This window comes from Actinomadura rifamycini DSM 43936 (genome assembly GCF_000425065.1).
Classification (GTDB): domain Bacteria; phylum Actinomycetota; class Actinomycetes; order Streptosporangiales; family Streptosporangiaceae; genus Spirillospora; species Spirillospora rifamycini.
The window spans coordinates 45,331-60,639 of sequence record NZ_AULB01000020.1 but is presented as its reverse complement, the minus strand read 5'-3'; the positions used below and the strand labels follow the sequence as shown (position 1 = coordinate 60,639).

Sequence of the window (15,309 nt, the reverse complement as noted above, 5' to 3'; positions counted from 1 at the left end):
CGTGGAGTTCACCCGAGCCGAGGTCTGCATCGCCGCCGCGTCCGATTCGTGGCGCGGCGCCGGGGAGGTGCTGGCGCACGCCGTGGGCACCGTCCCGGTGATCGGCGCCCGCCTCGCCCGCCTGACCCACTCCCCCGACCTCGTGCTGTCCGACGGCGAGGCGTTCTTCATGAGCGAGCCCCCGCCGCTCGGCCGGACCGCCGCCCACGGCGGCGTGATCGAGGCGTGGACGCCCTTCCGCGGGGTCTTCGACGTCCTTCAGTCGGGCCGGCGCCAGAGCATGATGGGGGCGAGCCAGCTCGACCGGTACGGCAACCAGAACATCTCCGCGATCGGGGACTGGCGCCGCCCCAAGCGGCAGCTGATCGGCGTGCGGGGCGCACCGGGCAACACCGTGAACCACCGGACGAACTACTGGGTGGCCCGCCACTCGCCCAAGGTCTTCGTCGAGTGCGTCGACATCGTGTCCGGCGTGGGCAACGACCGGGCGCGGGCGGCCGGGGGCGCGGCGCTGCGGTTCCACGACCTCGGCGTCGTCGTCACCGACCTCGCCGTCCTGGACTACGCCGCCGACGGGACCTTGCGCATCCGGTCGGTGCATCCGGGCGTCACCGTCGAGGAGGTCCGGCGGAACACCGGCTTCGCGATCGACGGGACGGACGCGACGGAGACCCGCGCGCCCACGCCCGAGGAACTGCGGCTGATCCGCGAGGTGATCGACCCGTCCTCGGCGCGGGCGCGCGAGGTCGCCGGTTGAGCGGAGGCCGGCCGGCGCCCCTAGAGCAGGCCCTTCAGTGCCAGGGCGAGGAACTCGTCGGCGAGCCTCTCGGGCGTCAGCTGCCCGCCGGGGCGGTACCAGCGCACCGACGACCAGATGGCGTCGCGGACGAACAGGTAGGACACCTTGATGTCGAGGTCCGGGCGGAACACCCCGGACGTCTGGCCCGCGGTGAGCACCCGCAGCCAGATGTGCTCGATCTTCAGGCTGTAGTCGCCGACGTAGGCGAACCCCTCCTGCCCGATCAGGTTGTCGCTCTCGTTCTGGTACACCGCGACCGCGTGCGGGGCCTCGTGGATCCAGTCGAAGGAGACGCGGATGAGTTTGCCGAGCGCCTCGCGCGGGTCGTCGCCCTGCCGCTCGATCTCGGAGAACCGCTCGTACAGCCGGGAGAGGAAGTCCCGGAGGACCTCGTCGAGCATGGCCTCCTTGGAGCTGAAGTGGTGGTAGATGCTGCCGGCCAGGATGCCGGAGTTGTCGGCGATGTCGCGCACCGTCGTGGCGGCGTAGCCCTTGGTCGCGAAAAGCTCGGCCGCGACGGCCAGCAGGCGGGCGCGCCTGTCGATGCCGTCCGCCCGGACCGCCTCCTTCTTCGGCGCCCGGCCGCCCGCCTTCGCCACCGCCATCTGCGTCTCCCTCTGGTTGACCAAGTATTTGTTCGTTCGGTGGTCCAGTGTCGCGCACGGCGCGACCGGACACCGCATCCGCCCCGCACCCCTGGAGTGACATGCACGCCGTGAGCCCGTCGACGACCGTCCCCGGAATGCTCCGCGACGCCGTCCGCGACCACGGCGCACGCCCGGCCGTCGTGGACGGGGACGTGCGCCTGCGGTACCGCGACCTGGCAGAACTCGTCGAACAAGCCGCGCGCGCCTACCTCGCGACCGGCGTCCGGTCCGGCGACCGCGTCGCGATCTGGATGCCGAACCGGTACGAGTTCGTCGTCGCGCTGCTCGGCGCCCAGTCCGTCGGCGCGGTCGTCGTGCCGATGAACACACGCTACCGGGGCCACGAGGCCGCGGCGATCCTCGCGCGCTCCCGCGCCCGCGCGCTGGTCACCGCGAACGGCTTCCTCGACCTCGACCTCGTGGGCATGCTGCGGGCGGCGGCCGCCGAGGAAGCCGCAGAAGACACCGGCCCCGTCCCGGGCTTGCCGCACCTGCGGACCGTCATCGACGTGCCCGCTGGGCGGGCGCCCGCCGGCGCGCTGCCTTGGGAGGACTTCCTCGCCGCCGGGGACGGCGTCCCCGCGGAGGCCGCCCGGGAGGCCGCCGACCGGGTGAGGCCCGACGACCTGTGCGACATCCTGTACACGTCGGGCACGACCGGACGGGCGAAGGGCGTCATGAGCGCCCACCGCCAGACGGTCGACGTCGCCCGCATCTGGGCCGCGGGCGCGAACCTGTCCCCGGACGACCGCTACGCCGTGGTCAACCCCTTCTTCCACGGCTTCGGGTACAAGGCGGGGGTGATCACCGCGCTCACCGCCGGAGCGTCCGTCCACCCGGTTCCGGTCTTCGACGGCGACCGGTTGCTGGAGCTGATCGAGCGCGAGCGCATCACCGTGATGCCCGGGACGCCGACGCTGTTCCTGTCGCTGCTGGCGCACCCCCGGCTGGCGGAGCACGACCTGTCCTCGCTGCGCTTCGCCACCGCGGGCGCGGCGACCGTCCCGGAGACCCTCTTCACCCGGATGCGGGAGGAGCTCGGGTTCGACCAGGTGGCCCAGGCGTACGGGCTGACCGAGTGCATGATGGTCACCCGGTCCCGCCCGAACGAGGACCCGCGCCACGTCGCGGAGACGACCGGGCCGCCGGTCGACGGCGTGGAGCTGCGCCTGGTGGGGCGCGACGGCACGGAGGCGGCGCCGGGCGAGGACGGCGAGATCCTGGTCCGCGGACGCAACACCATGCTCGGCTACTTCGAGGACGAGGAGGCCACCCGCGCCGCCGTCGATCCGGACGGCTGGCTGCGCACCGGCGACGTCGGCCGCCTCGACGAGCACGGCTGCCTCAAGATCACCGACCGGCTGAAGGACATGTTCACCGTCGGCGGCTTCAACGTCTACCCGGCCGAGGTGGAGAACGTCCTGGCCGCGCACCCCGGCGTCGCCGAGGCCGCCGTCGTGGCCCGCCCCGACGCGCGCCTGGGCTCGGTCGCGGTCGCGCACGTCGTCGCCCGTCCGGGGGCCGCGCCCGACCCCGGCGAGCTCGTCGCGCACTGCCGGGCCCGGCTGGCCGGGTTCAAGGCGCCCCGCGAGATCGTCCTCACCGCGAGCCTGCCGCGCAACGCGTCCGGCAAGATCCTCAAGACGGTGCTGCGGGAGCGGGCCGCCGCCGCCCGGACGGACGGCGGCTGAGGCCCGCTCCCGGCCCCCGCCCGCGCTCAGGGCGCCGATCCCGGCGGCTTCTCGGTGCCCGGCGCGTGCCGGAGGAACGCCGGCCACGCACCGCCGCCGTCCACGTTGAGGACGGCACCGGTGATGTGGGCGGCGAGCCTGACGGCGTCGACCCGGATCCGCAGCGCTCACTCGACGGCGAGGCTGCGGGTCAGGCTCTCCAGCGCGGCCTTCGCCGCCCCGTACACCGCCGTCCCGGGGCTCGGCCGCCGCGCGCTGATCGAGGTGACGTTGAGGACGACGCCTCCGGAGTCCTGCGCGCTCATCACGGGGTGCACCGCCTGCGCCACGAAGACGCCCGCGAGGAAGTTGAGATCGGTGACCCCGCGGTGGAAGCGGGGGACGCCGAGGCGAACCCGGTGAAGGGCGCTCCACCGGCGTTGTTCACGGCAACGTCGATGCGGCCGTGCCGCCCGGGTGCCCCCGGTCACCGGGACCACGCGGCCCGCGACATCGATCTGCAACGCCGACTCTCGTTCCTTCCTCACGGCTCCGTCGGCGAAGGCTCCGGCGGCCGCCGGGCCCGCCCGCCGAAGTACGCCTCGCGCAGCGTGGCGATGTCGTCCAGTTCGTCCTTGCGGACGCCGACCAGCACACGTCCCATGTCGAGGACGACGATGTGGTCGGCGACCCGGACCGACGCTTCGAGCGCCTGCTCCACCAGCAGCACGCCGATGCCGTGCTCCTTGAGCCGCGCCACCTGCTCCATGACCTGCGCCACGACCACCGGCGCGAGGCCGCCGGACGGCTCGTCCAGCATCAGCGCCTTCGGCGCCGCCATCAGCGCCTGGCCGATCGCGAGCATCTGCTGCTGCCCGCCGGACATGTCGCCCGCGAGCACGTTCCGCTTCTCGCCCAGCACCGGGAAGATCTCGTAGACCCGGTCGGCCTCGCCGCGCAGCGCCGACCGCGACATGCGGCGCGTGCAGCCGCCCACGATGAGGTTCTGCTCGACCGTCTGCCGGTGGAAGACGCGCTTGCCCTCCTGCACGTACGCCAGGCCGCGCCGCACCCTCCGGTGCGCGGGCGTCCGCGTCACGTCGGCGCCGTCCAGCTCGACCGTCCCGCCGGACACCGTGTTCAGGCCGGCGAGGGCCCGCAGTGTGCTCGTCTTGCCGGCGCCGTTGCGCCCGAGGAGCACGGTCAGCTCACCGGGCCACACGTCCAGGCTCACGTCCCAGACCACCCGCAGATCGCCGTACCCGGTGGCGAGCCCGCGCGCCCGCAGCACGGGTTCCCGCGGGGACGCGTCCGGAGACTCGTCCGTCATGACACCCCCTCGGTGGCCCCCAGGTACTCGGCGAGCACCCGCGGGTTCGTCTCGATCTCCGCCGGCGGCCCGTGCGCGACGACCTGGCCGTGCGCCAGCACGACGATGTCGTCCGCGAGGTCCAGGACGAGCCGGAAGTTGTGCTCGACCAGGACCACGGTCCCGCCCGCCCGGCGGATCCGCCGGATCAGCTCCGCCAGCCGCCCGACCTCGTCCTCGTCCAGCCCGGACGCGGCCTCGTCCAGCAGCAGCACCCCGGGCGAGGCGGCGAGGGACCTCGCCACCTCCAGCAGCCGCCGCATGCCCAGGGGCAGCGAGGACGCCGGTTCGTCGCGCAGCTCCGCCATGCCGACCAGCGCGAGCATGCGCTCGGCCTCCGCGACGTCCGCGCGCCGGGCGCGGCGGAACCGCGGCAGCCGCAGGACGGCGGACGGAACGGACACCCGGTCCGCCGAGTACCGGCCCGCGGCAACGGCCTCCAGCACCGTCACCCCGTCGGGGACGCCGGGCGTCTGGAAGGTCCGCGCGACGCCCGCCCGCGACACCCGGTGCGCGGCGGACCCGTCCAGCCGCGCGCCGTCCAGGAGGATGCGGCCGGAGTCGGTGCGGTAGAAGCCGCAGACCATGTTGAGCAGCGTGGTCTTTCCCGAGCCGTTCGGCCCGATCAGCGCGGTCACCCGCCCCGGCTCCGCGCGGAAGCTCACCCCGTCGAGGGCCCGGTTGCCGCCGAACGACTTGGTGACGCCGTCCACGACCAGCTCCGTCCCGCGGATTCGCGGGACGTCCGCCTCCGCGGCACCGGCCCCGGGCCGGGGGCGGATGCCCGCGGCCCGGTCGAGGCGCGCCACGGCGCGGCGGGCCGGGGCCGCCAGCCCGCCGCGCAGCAGGACTCCGCCGATGATCAGGAAGGCGCCGGTGAAGACCAGCGCGTACTCCTGGAACCGCGAGGACTGGTTCGGCCCGAACTGCATGATGGCGGCCCCGGCCAGCGCGCCGTACACGCTGGTCACGCCGCCGAGGATCGCCGCCGCGAGGATCGTCGTGGCGAGCACGAAGCCGAACGCCTCGGGCGAGACGTACAGGTCGAGGTTCGCGAAGAGGGCGCCCGCGAGGCCCGCCGGAATGGCGCCCAGCGCGTACGCCAGCAGCTTCATCCGGAAGACCGAGATCCCCATGGACGACGCCAGGACGGGGCTCTGCTTCAGCACCCGCAGCGCCACGCCGTGCCGGGAAGTCGCGATGTTGCGCATGACCGCGAACCAGGCGACGAGCACCACCGCGATCACGAGGTAGACCTCGGTCGGACCCAGCGGACGGCCGAACAGCGTCGGGCCGAGGATGCCGCTGAGCCCGTTCCGGCCGCCGGTGCGGTCGTCGAAGACGGCGAGGACGTCCGGCACGATCAGCACCAGGAAGAACGACGTCATCGCCAGCGACCAGCTCCCCAGCCGCAGCCCGACCATCCCGGTGAGCACGCCCACCGCCAGGACCGCCAGGCCGGCGGCGGCGAGCTGCAGCACGATGTCGGTGCGCCCGGCCACCGAGAGCAGACCGGCCGTGTAGGCGCCGACGGCGTACATGGCCGCCTGGCCGAGCGCGAGTTCCCCGGCGTAGCCGAGGCTGAGGTTGAGCCCGCTGACCAGGAGGGCCAGGATGCAGGCGAGCTGGATCTGCCGGGTGGCCGAGAAGCCGAGCCCGAACGCCGGGAGCAGCAGGAGCACGGCCGCGCAGAGCACCGGAACGGTCCAGGTAGGGAGGGCGCGCAGTCCCCGCCAGAGGCCCATCGTCACACCAGCCTTTCCCGCGTGCGGACGAACAGCCCGGACGGCCGGACCAGCAGGATGGCGATCAGCACGGCGAACACGGAGATCGCGGCGAACTCGCTGCCCAGATGGCGGGCGGCGAGCGCCTCGGCCAGCCCGACCACCAGGCCGCCGACTAGCGTGCCGGGCATCGACCCGAATCCGCCGATCGCCATGACGACGAAGCCCTTGAGCGCCAGCGAGGCGCCGAGGGTCGCGACGGCGAAGGTCTTCGGGCCCACGAAGACGCCCAGCAGCCCGGCGAGCGCCCCGGACGCGGCGAACGCCCCGAAGGCCAGCCGGCGGACGTCGACCCCGCGCAGCATCGCCGCCTCGCGGTCCTCGGCCATCGCGAGCAGCGTCAGGCCGGTGACAGAACGGCGGGCGAACCAGCCGAACAGGACGACCAGGACCACGGCGACGACGACGAGCGCGATCTCCACCGGGTAGACCCGTCCGCCGAGGAGCTCCAGTACCCCGTCGCCGCCGAAGAACGGCACGGCCAGCGGCTGCCCGCCCCAGACGACCTGGGTCAGGCCGTTGATGAGCACCCCCGCGCCGAGGGTGGTGACCAGCACCGTCTCGGGATCCTCGACCGGCCGGACGGCCAGCCGCTCCTCGACGGCCGCGACGAGCATGACCGCGGCCGTGGCGAGCAGGACCACCACCGCCACCGGGAGCCGCAGCGTCACCAGACCGGTGTAGGCGACGAAGGTGCCCACCATCATCAGCTGCGCCTGCGCGAAGTTGAACGTCTTCGACGAGATGAAGACGATGTTGTAGCCGATGGCGACCAGCGCGTACACCGCGCCGAGCGCCAGCCCGCCCCAGATGATCGTCATGGCCGGCCGCCTCCGCCGGCGCGCCCGGGCCGCGTCACGTGAACTGGCCGTTCTCGAGCGGTGCCGGCGCGACGAAGTCGAAGTCCTCGGCGGTGAGGTTGGGCCCGTGGGAGTCGGGCCGGAAGTGGTAGCCGCCGATGATCACGACCTTGGCCGCCCGCTGCACCTCGGGCTTCTCGAGCGCCTCGGCGAGCGCCTTCGGGTCGTCGGAGCGGCCGGCGTCGGCCGCCGCCGCGGCGATCAGGGGAAGCGCGTCGTAGTTGGTCGCCATGATGAGCGTGGACTCGATCTTCCCCAGCCCCGCCATGGCCGCGACGACGCCGTTCACGGCCGTGTCGTCCGGATCGCGCACGGTGCTCGTGTAGACCTGCATGACGAGGTTCTCGGTCTGGGCGGTGCCGAGGACGCCGCCGGGCGGGGGCGTCGAGACGAGGCCGGTCGCGCTCACCGAGTTGTTGCCGACGATGGGCACGTCCCAGCCGAGCTTCTCGACGCCCTTGAGGACGTGCCCGACCGGCGCCCCGTAGCCGTCCATGATCAGCACGTCCGGGTTCCGCGACTTCAGCGCCTGGAGCTGCGGCGTCATGTCGAGCGCCGCCGGGTCGTACTCCTCGTTCCCCGCCACGGTGATGCCCGCCTTCTCCAGCGCGGGCTCCATCTGCTCGGCGAACGTGACACCGCTGGCCGTGCCGCCGTGCACGATCCCGGCCGACCTGTACCCCTTCTCCCGCAGGTACGGGACGAAGCCGCGGATGTAGTCCTCGGGGTTGCCGGTCAGGTCGAAGTTGAGCGGGTTCTTCTTCGGATCCGCCGAGTCCGCCGTGGGGGCGATGTTGAAGGAGAGGATCTCGTGCTGCCCGAGCACGGGCAGGGTCGCGGCCGTCACCGGGGACGGTCCGGCGTTGATGACGACGTCGGGCCGGTCCGAGGCGATCGCCTTCCGGATGTTGGTGAGGGCGGTGGTGGGGTTGCCCTCGTCGTCGACGACGGTCAGCTCCACCTCGCGGCCGGCGACGCCGCCGGCCTCGTTGACGGCCGCGACGCCGGCCTTCACCGCGAGCACGGACGTCGCGGCGTTGCCCGCCAGCGTCCCCTGGGCGCTGAGCCCCGCGGTCATCAGCACCCGGTAGGGGCCGCCGGCGCCGCCGCCCGCCCCGCTCCCGCATCCGGCGAGCAACGCCGCCGCGCTCGCGGCGGCCGCGGCCGCCGCCATGAAACGTCGCCTCATATCTCCCGGTCCTCCGCCCGTCCGCCGCGTCCGCGACTAAAACAAACATTTGTTAGCCTCGGGAGCGTAAAATGACCTGGATCACACGTCAAGGGAGCATCGCGGCGTCGGCCGGTCCGGCGGCGGCGCCGGCCTCCCGCGTCAGGAGCGCGCTTGGTCCCCCTTCAGCGGCTCACCGGTGGCAACGAACGCGTCCCGGTGCCGGTCGGCCACCCCCGACAGGCTGAGCTCGAACGTGAACCCCTGCTCGAACCGGTAGGAGCGGTTGACGTCCACGGGATCGATGCCGTTCAGCGCCTCCTTGGCGGCCCGGACGACCGTCGTGTCCTTGGCCGCGACCTCCCCGGCCACCGCCATGGCCGCGTCGTCGAGCCGCTCGGGCGGCACCACCTCCAGGACCGAGCCGAACTGCACGAGCTGCCGGGCCGGGATCGTCCGGCTCGTGTAATAGAGGGTGCGGAGCAGGTGGCCGGGCACCAGCCGGGCGAGGTGCGTGGCCGCGCCGAGCGCACCGCGGTCGACCTCGGGCACCCCGAAGTAGGCGTCCTCGGACGCGACGATGGTGTCGGAGTTCCCGACCAGCCCCACACCGCCGCCGAGGCAGAAGCCCTGCACCGCCGCGACCACCGGGACGGCGCACTCGTAGACGGCCTTGAACGCGGCGTAGCACTGCCGGTTGACCCCGACGAGCGCCTCGAATCCGGGCGTCCGCTGCAGTTCCTTAATGTCCACCCCCGCGTTGAAGCCGCGGCCCTCGGCCCTGAGCACGACGACCCGGGTGTCCTCGTCCCGGCCCGCCTCGTCCACGGCGGCGGCCAGGTCGCGCCAGCCCGCCACCGGGAGCGCGTTGACCGGAGGGAAGTCCATCGTGATGACGCGGACGCCGTCCTTCGTCTCCGACGCGATGCCCATGCCCTGCCCCTCTCCGGCGCGCCGACCTGCGGGCACGCTTGTTGGTCAAATGTTTGTTAGGTAACTTAGCATCATGGTGCGCCCCGCCACCGCGCCTCGCGAGCGGACCGTCTGCGCGCATCACGGACGAGGAGAGACAGTGAACGGAATCTGCACCGGCGGGCCTGCAGGGAAGCGTCGGCCAGGCGACCTCCAGCGCCGCCAAGGCCGGGATCGCGGCCCTCACCCTGGTCGCGGCGGAGGAACTGGGCCGCCACGGCGTCACCGCCAACGTGATCGCCCCCCGGCCCGGACCCGGATGACCGAGCAGGCGTTCGCCGAGAAGATGGCCGCGACCGGCGGCGGATTCGACGCCATGGCGCCCGAGAACGTCTCACCGGTCGTGGCCCTGCTCGCCGCCGAGGAGTCCGCGGACGTGACCGGCCGGGTGATCGAGGTCGAGGGCGGCCGCATCTGCCTGGAGGACGGCTGGCGGCACGGCCCCGTCGCCGACCGCGACCGGCGGTGGGACGCCGCGGACGCCGGCGCCGCGCTGCGCGGCCTGATCGGCGGCTCCCCCGCTCCCGAGCCGGTCTACGGCGCGGGCTGACCGGCCCGGTCCGCCACCCCCGGCTCCGCCGGCACAGGTTTCTTCATTGGAGGTAGTCATGCCCGAAGCCGTCATCGTCGCCATGGCCCGGTCACCGATCGGCCGGGCGTTCAAGGGATCGCTGAAGGACGTCCGCGCGGACGATCTGCTGGGGCAGATGCTCGCCGCCGCGTTCGCGCAGATCCCCGCCCTGGACCCGGCGTCCCTCGACGACATCGTCGTCGGATGCGCGCAGCCCGCGGGCGAGCAGGGGTACAACATCGCGCGGCAGGTCGCCGTCGGCGCGGGCCTCGACGGGGTCCCCGGCACGGTCGTGCAGCGGTACTGCGCCTCGAGCGTGCAGGCGACCCGGATGGCACTGCACGCGATCAGGGCCGGCGAGGGGCACGCCTTCGTCGCCGCCGGCGTCGAGTCCGTCTCCCGGTTCGGCAAGGGCAAGGCGGACGGGATGGACGGCACCCGCAACCCGCGGTACGCCGAGGCGGCGGCCCGGACCGAGGCCCGCTCCACCGCGGGCGCTCCCCCGTGGACCGATCCACGCGACGCCGGCGGACTCCCCGACCCCTACATCGCCATGGGGCAGACGGCCGAGAACGTCGCGGTGCTGCGCGGCGTCGGCCGCGAGCGTCAGGACGAGTTCGGGGTGCGGAGCCAGAACCTGGCGGAGAAGGCGATCGCCGACGGGTTCTTCGACATCGACATCACCCCGGTCGTCCTCCCGGACGGCACGGTGGTCGCCCGCGACGACTGCCCGCGGCCGGGCGTGACCGTCGAGGGGGTGTCGGGGCTCGCCCCGGTGTTCCGCCCGGACGGGACGGTCACCGCGGGGAACTGCTGCCCGCTGAACGACGGCGCCGCCGCCCTCGTCGTCATGTCGGACGAGCGGGCCCGCGACCTCGGGCTGGCGCCGCTGGCCCGGATCGTCTCCACCGGGGTGTCGGCGCTCTCTCCGGAGATCATGGGCCTCGGCCCGACCGAGGCGATGACCCGGGCCCTCGACCACGCCGGGCTGAGCACGTCCGACCTCGACATCGTCGAGATCAACGAGGCGTTCGCCGCGCAGGTCCTCCCGGTGTGCGACGACCTCGGCCTGGACCCGGACACGGTGAACCCGCACGGCGGCGCGATCGCACTCGGCCACCCGTTCGGCATGACCGGCGCCCGCATGATCACCACCCTGGTCAACGGGCTGTGCCACCGCGACGGGCAGTTCGGCGCCGTCACCATGTGCGCCGCGGGCGGCCAGGGCATGGCGCTGATCTTGGAGCGGACGTCCTGATGGGCCGGGGGGACACGGCGGCCGACAACGCGGTGACGAACGCGGGCGACTGGGCGGGCCGCTCCCTCGGCGAGCGGACGGTCGCGTGGACCGAGCGGGACGCGATCCTGTACGCGCTGGCCGTCGGGGCGAAGGCCGGCGAACTCGACCTCGTCCACGAGGAGCGGCTCCGCACGCTGCCCACGTTCGGGCTGGCGCTCGCCCAGTGGGGACCGGACGCGCTGGGCGCGGCGGGCGCGTTCGACACGTCGCGCGGGTTGCACGGCGCGCAGCGTCTGACGGTGCTGGCTCCGCTGCCGCCGAGCGGCGAGCTGACGATGTCGGCGGCGGCGGAGGCCGTGTGGGACAAGGGCTCGGCGGCCGTCTTCGAGGTCCGGGTGGACAGCGCGTGCTTCGTCGCCCGCTGGTCCATCTTCGCGCCCGGAGCCGGGGGGTTCGGCGGGGAGCGCGGGCCGGGCGGCCCGCGCACCGCCGGGGAGTCCGCGACCCACACGCTGCCGGTCGAAACGTTCCCGGAGCAAGCCGCTCTTTACCGGTTGTGCGGCGACCGGCACGCGATCCACATCGATCCGGAGGCGGCGCGGGCGATCGGCCAGGAGCGCCCGATCCTGCACGGGCTGTGCACGATGGCCGCGAGCCTCCTCGTCCTCGCGCGCGGCATCGGTGCGCACCCCGCCGATCTGCGCGCCGCGAGCTGCCGGTTCACCGCGCCGGTCGTCCCCGGGGACGTCCTGGAGCTGGCGGCGGACGTGGCGGGCGGCGGCGCGGCGTTCGAGGTCGGCAGGGCCGGTACGCCGGTGCTCACCTCCGGGCTGGCGCGGTTCGGCGAAGGATGAGGTGACGAACCTGCCCGTGTTCCCCGCCCCGGGCGCGGCGGTCTCAGACCATCGGCGGATGGACGTCGACCGCCAGTTCGCCCGCGCCGTACATGGCCAGGGTCCGGTCGAGGTCGATGAGGGCGTGCGCCTGCGTGGTGTGGATGTTCCGCCACGCCTGCTCCACGGGGTTGCCCGGGCGCACGACCTCACCGCCGGAGTGCTCGAACAGGTGGTCCACGGCGGCGGCCGCCCGCCGCGTGGCCACCACCTGGTCGCGCCGGATCTGCCGCCGCAGTTCCATCGGGACGCCCGCGGCGGCGAGGCGGGCGTTGCCGAAGTCGTCGGTGCCGGGCGGGAACCCGCTCCACGACGCGCCGAGCCGGGTCCGCAGCCACCCGACCTGGGAGGCGTACGCGCCCTCCGCCATCCCGATGGATCGCCGCCTGGCGGGTGCTCGGCAACCTCGTGCGGCGCCGCCACATGAAGACGCTCGGCGCTTCGCTCGTGGTCCGGCTCCGGCTGACGATGCGGGACCTCCGAATCCCGCTGTGACTGGACTCCCCGCTCACCGACCTGGTCGTCGAGGAGGGCCGGGTGACCGGCGCCGTGGCGGAGCGCGGCGGCCGCACCCTGCGCGTCCGGGCGCGGCGCGGCGTCGTCATCGCCACCGGCGGCTTCGACCACGACGCCGACAGCCGTTCCCCCGGGACTGGTACGCCACCGGCCTGGTCACCGAGGCCGGCACCCTCGACGAGCTCGCCCGGGGCATCGGCGTGTCCGCGGATGCCCTCAAGACCACCGTGAAGCGCTTCAACGGCTTCGCCCGGAACGGCCGCGACGAGGACTTCGGCCGCGGCGACAGCGCCTACGACCACTACTACGGGGACCCGACGCTGCCCAATCCCAACCTCGACCGGATCGGCGCCGGGCCCTACTACGCGGTCCGCCTCGACGTCGGCGACCTCGGTACCAAGGGCGGCCTCGTCACCGACGAGCACGCCCGGGTCCTGGACGGCGACGGCGCCCCGATCGAGGGGCTCTACGCCACCGGCAACGCGTCCGCCTCGGTGATGGGCAACGAGTACGCCGGCGCGGGCGCCACGATCGGGCCCGCCATCGCCTTCGGCTACGTCGCCGCCCGCCACGCGGCCGCCCGGCCCGTCCCCGGGACGTGACGCGACGGTCCGTGGGGAGGGCCCGGCGACGGGAACGCCGCCGGGCCCCCCGCACCGTGTTCCCGGTCTCCGTCGTCGGGGACATTCAGTCGTAAGTGACGTCGACGCCGTCGGTCACCGGCACGGACTGGCAGCCGAGCACCCAGCCCTCCGCCAGGTCCTCCTCTTCGAGGACGTCGTTGCGCAGCATCTTCACCTCGCCATCGCGGTTGGCGTAGCAGAGCACCGGTCCGGCGCGGGGGGGCGGCCGCCGGGCGCCGCGCTTCCCTCCGGCCGCGCCAGCACCGCCTTGACGATCGACATCACCGGGGTGATGCCGCTGCCGCCGGCGAAGAGGAGGAGGCGGCCGTCCAGGCGTTCCGGCGTGAACAGGCCGGCGGGCGGAAGAACCTCGAGCGTGTCACCCGGCCGGACGTTGTCACAGATCCAGTTCGACCCGAACCCGCCGGCCACCCGCTTCACCGTGACCTTCAGGTGCTCGTCGACGCCCGGTGCGCTCGACAGCGAGTAGCAGCGGGCCGTCCCGGAGCCGCCGTCGCCCGGGATCCGCAGCGTGAGGAACTGGCCCGGCCGGTAGCCGAACCGGTCGCGCGCCTCGTCCGGCGCGGCGAGCAGCAGCGACCGGGCGTCCGCGGTCTCCTCGACGACGTCGACGACCGTCACCGCGCATGCCCCGGTTCCGGTCACGGCCCGCCGTCCTCGAGGTCCGGGACGGGCACCCGAACCGCCCCGGAGCGCACGGCCGCCTCGATGCTGTCGCGCAACTGCAGGCAGGTGGGCACGGTGCCGCGGAGCACGCCGCGCTCGGCCCGCTCGTTCAGTTCGAGGCACCGGTTCGTGTCGGTCGTCCACTGGACCTCGGTGTGCGCGAGGCTGTTCTTCTTGACCAGTACGCACGAACCGCACAGATGGCAGGACACGGGCTGCACGTATCGACTCCTGACGTCCGTTCTCGGCAAGGGACCCGCGGGGTGCGCACCGCACCCCGCGCGGTCGTGGTGGCGCCCGGTCAGCCCTCGGCCTTCGCGGGCTCCGGCTCGACCTTGACGAGGCGGCCCGCGGCGATGTTCTCCTCGACCTGCTTCTCCCAGAACTCGTTGGCGCGCTGCGTGTCGATCTCGTACTCGAAACGCTGGGTCATCTCCGGGGTGACGTCCTCGACGTCGACGTAGAACTGCTCGTACCAGCGTCGGAGCTGGTAGACCGGGCCGTCCTCGTCGCACAGCAGCGGGTTGTCGATCTTGGCCTTGTTCTGCCAGATCTCGACGTCCTGCATGAAACCCTTCTCCACGCCGAGGGCGAACGCCTCCGCCATCTGCTCCGCCTCTTCCATGGAGACGCCCTCCTGCCGCTTGACCATCACTCCCCACTGGAGCACGAAGCCGGTCGGCGACACGGGGTAGTGGCAGTTGATCAGGATGGACTCGGTGGTCACCCCGCCGCCCGTGCCCTTCATCGGGTTGATCATGTAGGACGGCCCGTAGTAGGACGCCTCGGAGACGTTGGTCCGCTCGTCGCCCGAGTAGTGCGTCCCGAGGTCCACGTCGGGACGGGACTTGCCGTTCATGTACTGGCTGGCGATGTGCCCCTCGAAGACGTTCTTGAAGTACGTCGGGAACGAGTAGTGGACGTAGAAGAAGTGCGCCATGTCCACGACGTTGTCGACGATCTCCCGGCAGTGGGAGCCCTCGATCAGGACGCTGTTCCAGGTCCACGACGTCCACTCGTCCGAGCCGAACTCGGCGATCTCCGGGATGGTCACCTCGGGCGGCGGCGTGTTGCCCTGCGGGTCGTGCCACACGAAGAGCTGCCCGTTGCGCTCGAGCGTGAGCCACGACTTCGTCCGGGCCCGGGGCGGCACCCGCTTCGAGTACGGGATGCCGGCGCACCGCCCGTTGCCGGCCCAGCGCCAGTCGTGGAACGGGCAGGCGATCGCGTCGCCCTTCACCTCGCCCTGGGTGAGGTCCCCGCCCATGTGGGGGCAGTAGGCGTTCAGCACGTTGAGCTTGCCCGTGCTGTCGGCGAACACCACCAGTTTGGTCCCGAATGCCTCGACCGCGTGCGGCTCACCGTCGGTGAACTGCTCTCGCAGGCCGAGGCAGTGCCATCCGCGCGCGTACCGGGTGGGCGGCGCGACCGCCTCGATCACGCGGACCTCGTCGTCCAAGGGGTTCTGGGTCGTGGTCACGAAGACCTCCAGGGAGTCGGGGCCCGGCGG

General features: G+C 73.2%; 19 protein-coding genes. 8 read left to right on the top strand and 11 right to left on the bottom strand.

The genetic code is table 11. The features are described from left to right. The first annotated feature begins 1 nt into the window (after position 1). Positions 2-757: a CoA-transferase subunit beta gene (locus H505_RS0119895; protein WP_245592578.1), complete on the top strand. Its 756-nt coding sequence runs from the start codon at positions 2-4 to the stop codon at positions 755-757. A 20-nt stretch (positions 758-777) separates the two neighbouring features. On the opposite strand, the gene H505_RS0119890 is transcribed toward H505_RS0119895, so the two are convergent. Continuing rightward, the gene (locus H505_RS0119890; protein WP_051300916.1) at positions 778-1,404 is read right to left on the bottom strand and encodes a TetR/AcrR family transcriptional regulator; all 627 of its coding nucleotides are present in this window, start codon (positions 1,402-1,404) and stop codon (positions 778-780) included. Positions 1,405-1,514: 110 nt separating this feature from the next. On the opposite strand from H505_RS0119890, the gene H505_RS43105 reads away from it, so the two are divergent. Continuing rightward, positions 1,515-3,137 (top strand): AMP-binding protein, encoded by a 1,623-nt coding sequence (locus tag H505_RS43105; protein WP_425248262.1) that lies wholly within the window; start codon positions 1,515-1,517, stop codon positions 3,135-3,137. 167 nt (positions 3,138-3,304) lie between these two features. Here H505_RS43105 and H505_RS52905 read toward each other — a convergent pair whose 3' ends face one another. From H505_RS52905 to H505_RS0119855, 6 genes are all read right to left on the bottom strand, one after another. Continuing rightward, on the bottom strand, positions 3,305-3,607 hold the full coding sequence (locus H505_RS52905; RefSeq protein WP_281173469.1) for an SDR family NAD(P)-dependent oxidoreductase: 303 nt from the start codon (positions 3,605-3,607) through the stop codon (positions 3,305-3,307). Between the two features lie 53 nt (positions 3,608-3,660). After that, the gene (locus H505_RS43095; RefSeq protein ID WP_051300914.1) at positions 3,661-4,446 is read right to left on the bottom strand and encodes an ABC transporter ATP-binding protein; all 786 of its coding nucleotides are present in this window, start codon (positions 4,444-4,446) and stop codon (positions 3,661-3,663) included. Continuing rightward, entirely contained in the window at positions 4,443-6,230 is a 1,788-nt protein-coding gene (locus tag H505_RS0119870; protein ID WP_026403387.1) for a branched-chain amino acid ABC transporter ATP-binding protein/permease, read from the bottom strand. Before H505_RS0119870 ends, H505_RS43095 begins: the two co-directional genes overlap by 4 nt. A gap of 2 nt (positions 6,231-6,232) precedes the next feature. Further along, positions 6,233-7,090, bottom strand: coding sequence for a branched-chain amino acid ABC transporter permease (locus H505_RS0119865; RefSeq protein WP_026403386.1), 858 nt, complete (start codon positions 7,088-7,090; stop codon positions 6,233-6,235). Positions 7,091-7,124: 34 nt separating this feature from the next. After that, complete coding sequence (locus H505_RS0119860; protein WP_026403385.1) at positions 7,125-8,318, bottom strand: ABC transporter substrate-binding protein; 1,194 nt, start codon at positions 8,316-8,318, stop codon at positions 7,125-7,127. Positions 8,319-8,459: 141 nt separating this feature from the next. Further along, on the bottom strand, positions 8,460-9,230 hold the full coding sequence (locus H505_RS0119855; RefSeq protein ID WP_026403384.1) for an enoyl-CoA hydratase family protein: 771 nt from the start codon (positions 9,228-9,230) through the stop codon (positions 8,460-8,462). Between the two features lie 164 nt (positions 9,231-9,394). Here H505_RS0119855 and H505_RS51780 point away from each other — a divergent pair, with 164 nt between their 5' ends. Genes H505_RS51780 through H505_RS0119840 form a run of 4 tightly spaced genes read left to right on the top strand, consistent with a single transcriptional unit; the run spans position 9,395 to position 11,934 of the window. Then, entirely contained in the window at positions 9,395-9,532 is a 138-nt protein-coding gene (locus tag H505_RS51780) for a hypothetical protein (protein WP_341849567.1), read from the top strand. Next, on the top strand, positions 9,529-9,819 hold the full coding sequence (locus H505_RS43090) for an SDR family oxidoreductase (RefSeq protein ID WP_026403383.1): 291 nt from the start codon (positions 9,529-9,531) through the stop codon (positions 9,817-9,819). The genes H505_RS51780 and H505_RS43090 overlap by 4 nt, the downstream gene beginning before the upstream one ends. 58 nt (positions 9,820-9,877) lie before the next feature. Then, a complete protein-coding gene (locus H505_RS0119845) occupies positions 9,878-11,098 on the top strand; it encodes an acetyl-CoA C-acetyltransferase (RefSeq protein ID WP_026403382.1) in 1,221 nt (406 codons plus the stop codon). Beyond that, a complete protein-coding gene (locus tag H505_RS0119840; RefSeq protein WP_051300913.1) occupies positions 11,098-11,934 on the top strand; it encodes a MaoC/PaaZ C-terminal domain-containing protein in 837 nt (278 codons plus the stop codon). The genes H505_RS0119845 and H505_RS0119840 overlap by 1 nt, the downstream gene beginning before the upstream one ends. 43 nt (positions 11,935-11,977) lie before the next feature. Here H505_RS0119840 and H505_RS0119835 read toward each other — a convergent pair whose 3' ends face one another. Next, entirely contained in the window at positions 11,978-12,343 is a 366-nt protein-coding gene (locus H505_RS0119835) for a hypothetical protein (RefSeq protein WP_026403380.1), read from the bottom strand. A gap of 167 nt (positions 12,344-12,510) precedes the next feature. Between H505_RS0119835 and H505_RS52735 the strand changes: the two genes are divergently transcribed. Together H505_RS52735 and H505_RS51775 are read left to right on the top strand one after the other, a co-directional pair. After that, positions 12,511-12,720, top strand: a complete 210-nt coding sequence (locus tag H505_RS52735; protein ID WP_425248261.1) for an FAD-binding protein — start codon at positions 12,511-12,513, stop codon at positions 12,718-12,720. Continuing rightward, positions 12,690-13,091: an FAD-binding protein gene (locus tag H505_RS51775; RefSeq protein ID WP_026403379.1), complete on the top strand. Its 402-nt coding sequence runs from the start codon at positions 12,690-12,692 to the stop codon at positions 13,089-13,091. The genes H505_RS52735 and H505_RS51775 overlap by 31 nt, the downstream gene beginning before the upstream one ends. A gap of 192 nt (positions 13,092-13,283) precedes the next feature. Here the strand turns inward: H505_RS51775 and H505_RS43080 are convergent, their stop codons facing one another. The 3 genes from H505_RS43080 to H505_RS0119810 all read right to left on the bottom strand — a co-directional run bounded on the left by H505_RS43080 (position 13,284) and on the right by H505_RS0119810 (position 15,279). Next, complete coding sequence (locus H505_RS43080; protein ID WP_157433062.1) at positions 13,284-13,778, bottom strand: FAD-binding oxidoreductase; 495 nt, start codon at positions 13,776-13,778, stop codon at positions 13,284-13,286. Continuing rightward, positions 13,775-14,020 (bottom strand): hypothetical protein, encoded by a 246-nt coding sequence (locus H505_RS0119815; RefSeq protein WP_026403378.1) that lies wholly within the window; start codon positions 14,018-14,020, stop codon positions 13,775-13,777. Before H505_RS0119815 ends, H505_RS43080 begins: the two co-directional genes overlap by 4 nt. An 80-nt stretch (positions 14,021-14,100) precedes the next feature. Then, the gene (locus tag H505_RS0119810; RefSeq protein ID WP_026403377.1) at positions 14,101-15,279 is read right to left on the bottom strand and encodes a 3-ketosteroid-9-alpha-monooxygenase, oxygenase component; all 1,179 of its coding nucleotides are present in this window, start codon (positions 15,277-15,279) and stop codon (positions 14,101-14,103) included. Positions 15,280-15,309 lie beyond the last annotated feature (30 nt).